The 9,854-nt window shown below is 67.9% G+C and carries 10 protein-coding genes and 1 pseudogene; 1 reads left to right on the plus strand and 10 read right to left on the minus strand.

Annotated elements, in window-relative coordinates; genetic code table 11:
• Positions 1 to 90: 90 nt before the first annotated feature.
• The 10 genes from HMPREF3113_RS17590 to HMPREF3113_RS17635 all read right to left on the minus strand — a co-directional run bounded on the left by HMPREF3113_RS17590 (position 91) and on the right by HMPREF3113_RS17635 (position 8,775).
• Positions 91 to 657 (minus strand): cytochrome b, encoded by a 567-nt coding sequence (locus tag HMPREF3113_RS17590; protein WP_046274362.1) that lies wholly within the window; start codon positions 655 to 657, stop codon positions 91 to 93.
• The gene (locus HMPREF3113_RS17595; RefSeq protein WP_019185541.1) at positions 654 to 1,766 is read right to left on the minus strand and encodes a catalase family peroxidase; all 1,113 of its coding nucleotides are present in this window, start codon (positions 1,764 to 1,766) and stop codon (positions 654 to 656) included. The genes HMPREF3113_RS17590 and HMPREF3113_RS17595 overlap by 4 nt, the downstream gene beginning before the upstream one ends.
• 156 nt (positions 1,767 to 1,922) lie before the next feature.
• On the minus strand, positions 1,923 to 3,293 hold the full coding sequence (locus HMPREF3113_RS17600) for a leucyl aminopeptidase family protein (protein WP_070474419.1): 1,371 nt from the start codon (positions 3,291 to 3,293) through the stop codon (positions 1,923 to 1,925).
• 28 nt (positions 3,294 to 3,321) lie between these two features.
• Positions 3,322 to 4,032: an HAD family hydrolase gene (locus HMPREF3113_RS17605; RefSeq protein WP_070474422.1), complete on the minus strand. Its 711-nt coding sequence runs from the start codon at positions 4,030 to 4,032 to the stop codon at positions 3,322 to 3,324.
• Positions 4,033 to 4,096: 64 nt separating this feature from the next.
• Positions 4,097 to 4,573: a hypothetical protein gene (locus tag HMPREF3113_RS17610; protein ID WP_070474424.1), complete on the minus strand. Its 477-nt coding sequence runs from the start codon at positions 4,571 to 4,573 to the stop codon at positions 4,097 to 4,099.
• Between the two features lie 84 nt (positions 4,574 to 4,657).
• The gene (locus tag HMPREF3113_RS17615; RefSeq protein WP_070474427.1) at positions 4,658 to 5,749 is read right to left on the minus strand and encodes an AI-2E family transporter; all 1,092 of its coding nucleotides are present in this window, start codon (positions 5,747 to 5,749) and stop codon (positions 4,658 to 4,660) included.
• 136 nt (positions 5,750 to 5,885) lie between these two features.
• The gene (locus HMPREF3113_RS17620) at positions 5,886 to 6,365 is read right to left on the minus strand and encodes a protein sip-5 (protein WP_070474429.1); all 480 of its coding nucleotides are present in this window, start codon (positions 6,363 to 6,365) and stop codon (positions 5,886 to 5,888) included.
• Complete coding sequence (locus tag HMPREF3113_RS17625; protein ID WP_019185547.1) at positions 6,362 to 6,862, minus strand: phage holin family protein; 501 nt, start codon at positions 6,860 to 6,862, stop codon at positions 6,362 to 6,364. The genes HMPREF3113_RS17620 and HMPREF3113_RS17625 overlap by 4 nt, the downstream gene beginning before the upstream one ends.
• Positions 6,863 to 6,870: 8 nt before the next feature.
• Entirely contained in the window at positions 6,871 to 7,236 is a 366-nt protein-coding gene (locus tag HMPREF3113_RS17630) for a hypothetical protein (protein ID WP_019185548.1), read from the minus strand.
• Positions 7,237 to 7,347: 111 nt separating this feature from the next.
• Entirely contained in the window at positions 7,348 to 8,775 is a 1,428-nt protein-coding gene (locus HMPREF3113_RS17635) for a Do family serine endopeptidase (protein WP_070474432.1), read from the minus strand.
• Between the two features lie 555 nt (positions 8,776 to 9,330).
• Between HMPREF3113_RS17635 and HMPREF3113_RS19075 the strand changes: the two are divergent.
• Positions 9,331 to 9,854, plus strand: a pseudogene (locus HMPREF3113_RS19075) (histone); the annotation flags it as partial.

Here is a 9,854-nt window from a genome sequence, read left to right on the forward strand (position 1 = left end):
GATCGAGAGGATGCAGAGCCGGCCAGCGGCCGGCACTACAGGGGTGCCGGAGATCCATGCGATCCGATACCACCGGCCAGCGGTCGGTGGTTACCGCGGATCCGTGTCGGTGGGGGAAGTGCCGCCCGGGCCCTTTGCCATCGCCTGGAACACGCCATCGCGGCGCACCCACAGGTGGAACAGCGCGGCCGACAGATGCATCACCACCGTGGCGAACAGCACATACGCCAGCAGGCTGTGGGCGTTGCGCAACGCGGCATACAGCGCCGGGTTGTGCGGCAGGATTGCCGGCAGATGCACGCCGCCGCCCATCACGATCGGGTAGCCACCGGCCGAAAGCATGCCCCAACCGATCAGCGGCATGGCCAGCATCAGCCCGTACAGCACCCAATGCGATGCATGCGCGGCGGCGGCCTGCCACGCGGGCAGGTCGGCCGGCAGCGGTGGCGGCCGATGGCGCAGGCGGTTGTACAGCCGCACCACGACCAGCAGCAGGATCGCGATGCCCAGCGGTCGATGCAGATCGATCAGCACCGGCCGCCAGTGCAGCGAGGCAACCATGGTCACGCCCACGAACAGCATTGCCAGGATCATCGCCGCCATCAGCCAGTGCAGGACGCGGGCGAGAAGATTGAAATGGCCGGCATCACGGTTCATCGCGCACCTTCCTTGCCCGTGGCGGCGGGTGCCTTGCCGCTGGCGATTTCGCGCTCGCGGCGGTTGAACGATTGCGAGTACACCGCCGAGCGTGCGGCCAGGATCGGATCATCGGTGCCGGCCACGCCGCTGGGCAGGATCAGCGGATCGTAGTTCAGATCGCGGCAGGCGCCGGTGGCCTGCGGTTGCATGCTGCTCAGCGTCAGCGTGCCGGCCTTCACCTGGCGGCGGTCCTCCGGCCAGACCTGGGAGGGGTCGTTGATCGGGTCGCCGTCGTTGGCGATGGTCACCCACATGTCCCAGCGCACGGGGCCCTGCGCCAGGCGCCGGGCGAACTCCTCGCTGAGGAAATCGTCGTCGGACTGCGCGCGCTGTTCCGGGGTCATGTCCTCGAAGGGCGCCTGCGGCCGCATGCTCCAGCGCACGAAGCGGTGGCTGCCATCGGCGGCGGTGAAGCGGAAACTGTTGACGCCGTTGTAAGCGGTGTTGGCCCAGCTGTTCGACCAGGGGGCGGTCTTGGCCCACTGCTGGAAGGCACGCGCGGACGGGTACTTCTCCAGCACGGCGGCCATCTTCGCCGGGTCCGGTTTGCCGGTGGCCGGGTCCGGGATGCCGGCGCGGGTCTGTTCCAGGAAGGCCTCGGCGGTGGGCACCGCGAAGAACGGGAAACTGTTCATCGCCATGCGCCATTCCTGGCCATCATCGCTGACCAGCTGCAGCGCCATGCTGCGCACGCGGGCCTTGTTGTCGGCGCCATGCGGGTCGCCGCCGCCGATCGAGAGGCGGCCCAGTACCGGCACCTGGCGCTGCCGGAACACGCGTGCCGAACTCAGCGCCGCCCCTTCGGGCGTACCCTGGAAGACACCGCTGACGCACACGCCCTTGGTGTGCGCACGGCGGAAGCCGGGCTGCGGCGGACCGGTCGCCTCGATGGCATCGGTGAAGGTCTGTGCGGTGACGCGGTCGCGGCCGATCCAGCCGGCCAGCCAGGCAAAGGCCAGCACCAGGCCGCCGGCGATCAGGGCGATCAGCGCGATCCACAGCAGCGGTGAGGGAGGGCGTGGACCGCCCGGTTCGCGACCAGCGCGGGTATAGCCGAAGAGCGACATGTCCGGATTCCTGCCTTCACGATGCGTGTGGGGGGGGCGACAGGGGCATGGTGTCAGAACGCGGCGCAGGCCGATATTCACATTTTCGACAACTGTTGAAAACAACGATCCCCGCCGGAGCGGGGATCGTCGGGGTTCAGCCGCTGGTGCGCTGCCTCAGACGGCGTAGCGCGTCTTCAGCATCGCCCAGGCCGAACGCAGCGCCAGCGCTTCGCCACCGGCCGGACGGCCCGGGCGTTCGCCGTCGTTCCAGGCGTACACATCCAGGTGCGCCCAGGTCTGGCCCTCGGCGATGAAACGTTCCAGGTACAGCGCGGCCGTGACCGAGCCGGCCATGCGCGAGCCGGCGTTGGCCAGGTCGGCGATGTTGCTGTGCAGGTAGCGCAGGTACGGGCGCCACAGCGGCATGCGCCAGACCGGATCGCGGGTCGATTCACCGGCCTGCAGCCACTGCTGGGCCAGCGTGTCGTCGTTGCTGAACAATGCCGGCAGATCCGGACCGAGCGCGATGCGGGCCGCGCCGGTCAGGGTGGCGAAATCGAGCACGATCTCCGGCTGCTGCTCGCTGGCGTAGGTCAACGCGTCGGCCAGGATCACGCGCCCTTCGGCGTCGGTGTTGTCGATCTCGATGCTCAGGCCCTTGCGGGTGGCGATCACCTCGCCCGGGCGGAACGCATCCGGACCGATCGCGTTTTCCACCGCCGGGATCAGCAGGGTGAGCTGCACCGGCAGCTGCTGGGCCATGATCAGCCCGGCCAGGCCCAGCGCGTGCGCGGCGCCGCCCATGTCCTTCTTCATGTTGCGCATGCCATCGCCCGGCTTGATGTCCAGCCCGCCGGTGTCAAAGCACACGCCCTTGCCGACCAGCGCAACGTGCGGCTGCCCTGCATTGCCCCAGCGCAGCACGATCAGGCGCGGGGCCCGGTGCGAGGCGCGGCCCACGGCATGGATGGAGGGGAAGTTCTGCTCGAGCAGGGCATCGCCGGTGATCACCTCGATCTGCGCACCGTGGGCGGTGGCCAGTTCACGCGCGGCGTCTTCGAGCTGCTGCGGGCCCATGTCCTCGGTCGGGGTGTTGACCCAGTCGCGCACGCGCAGGCTGGCGGTGATCACATCGCGCACTTCGGCCGAAGGCGTGGCGGCCAGCTGGGCCGGCGCGCGGTTGGGCGTGCGGTAGCGCGCGAAACGGTAGCTGCCCAGGCCCCAGCCAAGCTGCAGCAGGGTCTCGATCTCCGGTGCCAGCGCGTCGGCCAGCGTCCACACGGTGCCTTCCGGCAGCGCGAATGGTGCATGCGCGTAGCTGTAGGCATCGCCCGGGTCACCCACACCGACGATGGCGCCGGCCAGGCCGTGCTCGCCGGGCAGCAGCACCACGCTGCCACCGCTGCCGTTGAAGCGCTGCGCGTCCAGCCACGCGCCCAAGGCGTCGGACTGCCGTGCGCGCCAGCCGGCGTACTGCTCGCGGGTCATCACATGCAGCGGCAGCGCATGCGAGGTATCGGACGTCAAACCGTTGATCTGGGACATGGGATTCGAAGGCTCCTTGGGCGGCCGCTCAGGCATGCGGGACGGATGCGTTCGCATCCAGCCAGTCGGCCAGCCCGGTCAGGGTGTCGAACTGCAGATCGGGCTGCAGTGAAGGATGAGTCCAGGTGTGCTCGACGCGGTTGATCCAGCAGCCGCGCAGGCCTGCCTGCATCGCACCGACCACGTCCATCTCGGCGTGGTCGCCGACGTGCAGCACGTGGGCGGGGGCGACCCCGAGGCGCTCGCAGGCGGCGTGGAAGATGCTGGCGGCCGGCTTTGCCGCGCCGTGCTCGCGCGAGCCGAGCTGGAAGGTGAAGTGGTGCGATACGCCGATCCGCTGCAGGTCGGCATTGCCGTTGCTGAGGGCGGCCACCGGCACGCACGCGGCGATCCGGGCCAGCGCGTCCATGGCATCAGGATAGAACTCCACCTGGTTGCGCGCGGCATAGAACGCTTCATAGGCCGGTTCCAGCAGGGCCGGGTCGGCGCCGCTTTTCTCCAGCGCCTCGCTCAGCGTCAACCGGCGCAGCGCGCTCAGGTCGTAGTGCAGATGCGGGTTGTCATGGAAGGAGCGCTCGCGCAGTTCGCGCATCGCCGCCACCGGGTACATCGCGGCGGTGGCGGGGCTGTGCTGGAGCATCCACTCGTACAACACCTGGTCGATGCGGGCGCCGATGGGGGCGAACGGCCACAAGGTGTCGTCGAGGTCGAGGGTGATGGCTTGGACGGGAAAATTCACCCCGCCATTCTACGCCTGCGCGCGCGGGCTTTCATCGCGCGCGCAGGGAGTGCAGGGCTGTGCTTCAGCGCAGGTCGTAGGAACAGCTGATGGATGCCTGCCCGTCCTGCTGCCGCACGTTCAGGTCATGTCGACCCACCTCCACGGTGTAGTCGCCAGCTACGCTGTCGCGCATCTTCGCCAGCGCGGCGATCTGCTCGACGCCGGCCGTGCTGAAGTAGGCGGTGTAGCTGTCAACGCCGTCCTCGCCGCTGGCGCCGTCGTACAGGTACAGGCGGTTCACCGGCTGGCCCAGCACAAGCAGCGGCGTGGTCAGCGCATACTCGCCATCGGACAGCTCGCCGTACGCCTGCAGCTCGGTCGGCTTGAGCACCTTTGCCAAGGCAGCGAACTGCGCGGGCGTCAGGTGGCGCTGGCAGGTGACTGCCTCGACCAGCTGGCGGCTGGCAACCTCGGCGCTGGGCGGGGTTGCGGCGAACGTCGGTGCGGCGAGGGTGACAAGGCTGGCGAGGGCAAGACAACGGACAGCGAGAGAAGACATCAGGGCCAGGATCCATCCAGAAAAGTGCGGGTATTCTGGCAGCATCGGAGATTGCGCGGGCAGCCTGTCCCGGGCCTGGCAGGCTTACTCCAGCAGCCGCGCCCAGCCCTGCGTGCCGTCCAATCGTGCCAGTACCAGCTTGATGCAGACCAGCAACGGCACCGCCAGCAGCAGGCCGACCATGCCCCACAGCCAGCCGAACACCATCAGGGCCAGGATCAGGATCAGCGGCGAGATCGCCATCCGGCGGCCGAGCACGATCGGCGTCACCACCTGTCCTTCCACCGTATGCAGGGCGAGATAGCAGGCCGCCGGCAGCAGCGCCTTGAACGGATCGCTGAACTCCACAAAGCCCATCAGCAGCATCAGGGCCACGCCGATCAGCGGGCCGACGTAGGGCGCGAAGTTCAGCAGGGCCGCCACGGTGCCCCATAGCAGCGCCTCCTGCAGCGAGATGCCGAGCAGCAGCAGGATGCCGGAGAACACCAGGCCGACCAGCGTGTTGATCACGGTGATGGTCAGGACGTATCGGGAAACCTCGCGCTCGATCGAGCGCAGGATGTCCGTGGTGAAACGTTGCTGCTGGCGGCTGGGGAACAGCGCGATGGCATGCTTCTGCAGGTTCTGCCCGTAGATCATGAAGAACAGGGTCAACAGCACCACCGCCAGCACCGAGGCGGCCAGGCGTGGCGCGCGGGTCAGCACCTTGTAGGGATCATCGAGCTGGGTGCGCACGATCTGCACGCGGCGGCTGCCTTCGCCACCGGCGACGCGCGCGAAGTTCTCGGCGGCCTGGTTGGCCTGCTGCACCGGCTTGGTCAGGTTCTGCACCTGGCGGGCGACCTTGCGCAGCTGCTGCGGTGCTTCCTGGGCCCATTCCATCGCCGGGCCGACCAGCTGCACGCCGAGCGCGGCGGCACCACTCAGGCCGACGCCGAGAACCAGCACCGCGCCGAGAAACCGGGGAATCCAGATCTTCTGCAGCATCCGCAGGATCGGGTTGCCGACCAGTGCGAAGAACATGGCCAGCAGGATCGGCAGCACCACGTCCTGTGCCGCCCACAGGGTAAAGGCCACCGCCAGGGTGGCCAGGATCACCAGCGACATCGGCGCGCGCGGGCGCGGCGCAGGCGGTGCGACGACGGCTTCGGCAGAAGGGGGAACCGGGACGCTCATTCGGATCGCACACGGGAAAGGAGCGCCATTATTGGGCAAGCCGGGTGCGCATGGCGTGTGGGGTACGTGCAGACGAAGAAAGGCCCCGCGGCGGGTGCCGCAGGGCCTTCGGATGTTGCTGCCGACCGCCCTGCGATCAGCGTTCGGACAGGTCCGTGGCCGCTTCGGCCGGTTGCGGCTGATGCGGCGAGGCCGGTTCGGCACGCCGTTCCGGGTTGAGCCGTGGCGTTGCCGGGGGCGGTGCCGGTGCCGGTGCGGCCTGACGCGGGGCCTGATCGGCCGCGTCATCCACCTTGTCTGCGGCCTGCTCGGCGGTATCGGCCGCTTCGCTGGCCTGCATCGAGGCGAACGCGGCCTGGGTGCTGGCGACCAGATTGGAGACCGAGCCGATCATCTGCAGCCATCGCGCGCCCTGCACTTTCGCACCGAGACCGGTCGGCTCCAGCTTGCCGGCCAGGAAGCCGCCGGCGAGACCGACGGTGATGATTCGCAACGGCGTCCATCCGGCCCGCCAGACACTGCTGAGGGTGAACCAGCTGCTGCGGGTTTTCTCGACCCGCACCGCCACCACCAGCTCGGCGCGCTGCACACGTTGCCGCAACGCTTCGAAATTCATCGCTTCACCCCCGTGGTATCCACGTCGGCATCGGGATCTTCATCGCTGGGTTCGTCATACAGACCCAGCCGCGACAACTGGCGACGCGTGGCATGCATGCCGGTATGGCGGAAGAAGAACGACACCCGCCACATCGCGTAGCCGGTGACCAGCAGGCTGACGATCGACGTGATCAGCAGCGAATGGAACCAGGACAGTCCCCAGCGCTGCATCAGGGCGATCAGCGTACCGGCCAGCAACAACCAGGCCGATGCACCGAACACGATCGCCACGCCGGCCCAGGCCAGTGCCCGGCCAAACGCGCTGCGCGCCAGCGCGAAATCGGCCGAAGCCAACCGTCGCAGGGAGCGCAGCGTGTGCTTGGCCGAATCGACTGTCTCACGGCCGGCCTCACCGACCTGACGGATGCTCTCGTCCAGGCGTGGTGCTTTTTCACCGCTGTCCGGTGGCGGGGTATCCGCGCCACCGGGAGCGGTCGACTGGGCTTGATCGCTCACGCCGCTGCTTACTTGTCGCCGCCGCTACGGGCCAGCTTGGCGATGATCCAGCCGGCCGCGAAGGCGACGCCGAAGGAGGCCAGCGGGCGCTCGCGGATCAGTTCAGCGGCGCTGTCGACCAGGTCCTTGCCCTTGTCCATCAGTGCATCGACCTGTTCCTTGGCGGCGGCACCACCGAACTCGGCCGCGGCCAGGCCGGACAGCGCGGTATCGGACAGTTCGGCCTTGACGTTGGCCTTGCCGATGCGCAGCTCGTCACCGGCAGCACCGGTCGCGCCCTTGATGGCACCGCCGGCAGCGGTGGCGGCCGACTTCAGATGCGAGCCGGCTTCGCCCAGGTGTTCCTTCAGGTTCTCGGTATTGGTGGGGCTCATCGTGTTTCTCCTGCTATGCGATGGGGAAGGTGACCGCGGACGATCCGACGGCAACGAACACAAGGTAATAGCACCGGCCGGGTGTAAGCCACGTTACGGCTGCCGCCGCGTTCAGCGCATCACCAGCTGGCCACCGCCGTTTCCACGGATGATCCGCAGCACCAGCTGGGCCGGACGCTGCTGGAAGTTGGCACGCCAGCTGGCGAGATCGGCAAACTCACCTGCCGTTGCCGCGGTGATCACATCGCCCTGCGCCAGCCCGGAGTTGGCGGCGCGGCTGCCGCGTTTGACCTCGCTGACCAGCACGCCACTCACGCCGGCCTGGCGCAGCGACTCGGGCAGATCGACGAAGGTGGCACCGCTCAGGCGCGGGTCGAGCGATTCCCCGGCGACCGCGCGCGCCTGCTCCTTGAGCGTGGCCTTGATCTGCAGCGGCTTGCCCTCGCGGCGCACGTCCAGGGTCAGCGTGCTGCCGACCGGCTGCAGGCCTTCCACGTTGTGCAGCGCCTGCGCGCTGTCCACGCGCTGGCCATTGGCCGACACCACCACATCGCCCGGCTTGAGGCCGGCAGCGGCGGCACCGGAGCCGGCCAGCACGCGCGTGACCAGCGCGCCGCGCGTCTCGGTCAGGCCCAGGCCCTGCGCGATCTGCTGGGTCAGGTTCTGCGCCTCGATGCCGAGCGTGCCACGCACCACCACGCCGTGCTTGACCAGCTGGTCCACCACGTCGCGCGCCAGGTTGGAGGGGATTGCCAGGCCCAGGCCGATATTGCCGGCCATGCTGCCCTGCGGGTTGAAGCTGGCCGTATTGATGCCGACCAGCTGCCCCTGCAGATTGACCAGCGCACCGCCGGAGTTGCCCGGGTTGATCGAGGCATCGGTCTGGATGAAGTTCTGGTAGCCCAGCCCGCGGATGCCGCTGCGCCCCACGGCCGAGACGATGCCGGAGGTGACCGTCTGGCTGAAACCGAACGGATTGCCGATCGCCACCACGAAGTCGCCGACGCGCAGCTGCGCGCTGTCGCCGAGCTTGATCTCGGTCAGGTTGCCGGTCGGAATCCGGATCAATGCGACATCGGTATCGGCATCGGAGCCGATGAATTCCGCCTTGACCGTGCGCCCGTCGGCCAGGGTCACCTGCACGTCGTCGGCGTTGTCGATGACGTGGTGGTTGGTCAGTACCAGCCCCTCGGCGGCATCGATGATCACACCCGAGCCCAGCGATTCGTTGATGCGCTCCTGCGGCACCTCTGGGAACAGCCGGCGGAAGAAGGGATCGTTGAAGTAGGGGTTGCGCACCCGTACCACCTGCTTGGTGTTGACGCTGACCACGGCCGGCATCACCCGTTCCAGCATCGGTGCCAGCGACGGCACCGCCTGGCCGGCGACCGCTGCGGGCAGCGCGGCCGTGGTCGGGATCGTATACGAGGCCGGCGCCGCCTCGGCACGGTTGTCCAGGTGCGCATTGATGGCCGTGGCAGTGAACCCGCCGAAGGCAGCGGCGAGGGCGAGCGTGAGCAGGGTCGGGAGCGGTCGCATGGTCCGGCGGTTCCGTGTCGGAGGGGACGGGTGAGGTGAGAACACGTATACGGTAATTCAACCTGAATGAGTGTGTCCGCTACCGGCTAAACCCTGGATGAAATTCATTGCCGGCGACGTCGCGCCGCACGACGGATGGGCGCCGGCAGCCAGGGCGATGTGTGCCGCTGGCCACCTGCAGAGCGGGTGCGCCACGATACCCGCGGCAGGGGAAGACCGTACCGGCAGGCGCGTCCATCGGCCGCGCCCGCGCCATCCAAACCAGCGCAAATACGCAGTACGAGGGCACGGAATGGATCAACTACGACGATCCATCATTGCATCGCCGGGCGCGGCGGACATGCGCATCGAGACACATCGCATGCATCTTCTGCGGGAACGCCGATGCTGTTTTCAAGGGGTTTCGTGCACGCGGCCGGTGCATTGCTTGCTGCCGCCGATGAGGGTGCTACTGTCGGCTTGGCACGTGCATCGCATCAAGACCGTTCCACGATGGACCGCGCCGGTATAGCATCGCCAGCGATTTGACTAACCAGGCCCCTTAGGAGGCACTCAATGAGCAACGGTAATGGTGTGACCACGGTTCTCTCGCAGACCGTCGAAGATGCAAAAGAAACCGCCACCAACGTCGGCGAGACCATCGCACACGTAGCGGAAGATGCAGTGGCTTCGGTCAAGAAGACCGCCAAGCGCGCACGCAAGGCTGCCACCACCCAGGTCGCCAAGGTCAAGAAGGCCGTGACCAAGGTCGAGAAGACCGTCGCCAAGAAGGCTGACAAGGCGGCCAAGTCGGTCGGCAAGACCCTGGCCACCGCCAAGCAGAAGCTGGAAGCGGCCAAGAAGAACGCCAAGGCCGAAGCCACCGCGATCAAGAAGCAGGTCGCCAAGAAGAAGGCCACCGCTGAAAAGGCCGTGACCAAGACCACCAAGGCTGCCGGCAAGAAGGCCACCACCGCCAAGAAGGCCGTGACCAAGAAGGCGGCGGCTGCCAAGAAGACCGTGACCAAGAAGGTCGCCACCGCCAAGAAGGCCGTCGCCAAGAAGACCGCGACCGCCAAGAAGGCCGTGACCAAGAAGAC

Origin of the sequence: Stenotrophomonas sp. HMSC10F06, assembly GCF_001807865.1 — a bacterium.
GTDB lineage: Bacteria > Pseudomonadota > Gammaproteobacteria > Xanthomonadales > Xanthomonadaceae > Stenotrophomonas > Stenotrophomonas bentonitica_A.

What these genes read in the sequence shown, in the direction of transcription:
- HMPREF3113_RS17590 (WP_046274362.1), bottom strand. Translation starts at nt 657, where the DNA reads ATGAACCGTGATGCCGGCCATTTCAATCTTCTCGCCCGCGTCCTGCAC.
- HMPREF3113_RS17595 (WP_019185541.1), bottom strand. Translation starts at nt 1,766, where the DNA reads ATGTCGCTCTTCGGCTATACCCGCGCTGGTCGCGAACCGGGCGGTCCA.
- HMPREF3113_RS17600 (WP_070474419.1), bottom strand. Translation starts at nt 3,293, where the DNA reads ATGTCCCAGATCAACGGTTTGACGTCCGATACCTCGCATGCGCTGCCG.
- HMPREF3113_RS17610 (WP_070474424.1), bottom strand. Translation starts at nt 4,573, where the DNA reads ATGTCTTCTCTCGCTGTCCGTTGTCTTGCCCTCGCCAGCCTTGTCACC.
- HMPREF3113_RS17615 (WP_070474427.1), bottom strand. Translation starts at nt 5,749, where the DNA reads ATGAGCGTCCCGGTTCCCCCTTCTGCCGAAGCCGTCGTCGCACCGCCT.
- HMPREF3113_RS17620 (WP_070474429.1), bottom strand. Translation starts at nt 6,365, where the DNA reads ATGAATTTCGAAGCGTTGCGGCAACGTGTGCAGCGCGCCGAGCTGGTG.
- HMPREF3113_RS17630 (WP_019185548.1), bottom strand. Translation starts at nt 7,236, where the DNA reads ATGAGCCCCACCAATACCGAGAACCTGAAGGAACACCTGGGCGAAGCC.
- HMPREF3113_RS17635 (WP_070474432.1), bottom strand. Translation starts at nt 8,775, where the DNA reads ATGCGACCGCTCCCGACCCTGCTCACGCTCGCCCTCGCCGCTGCCTTC.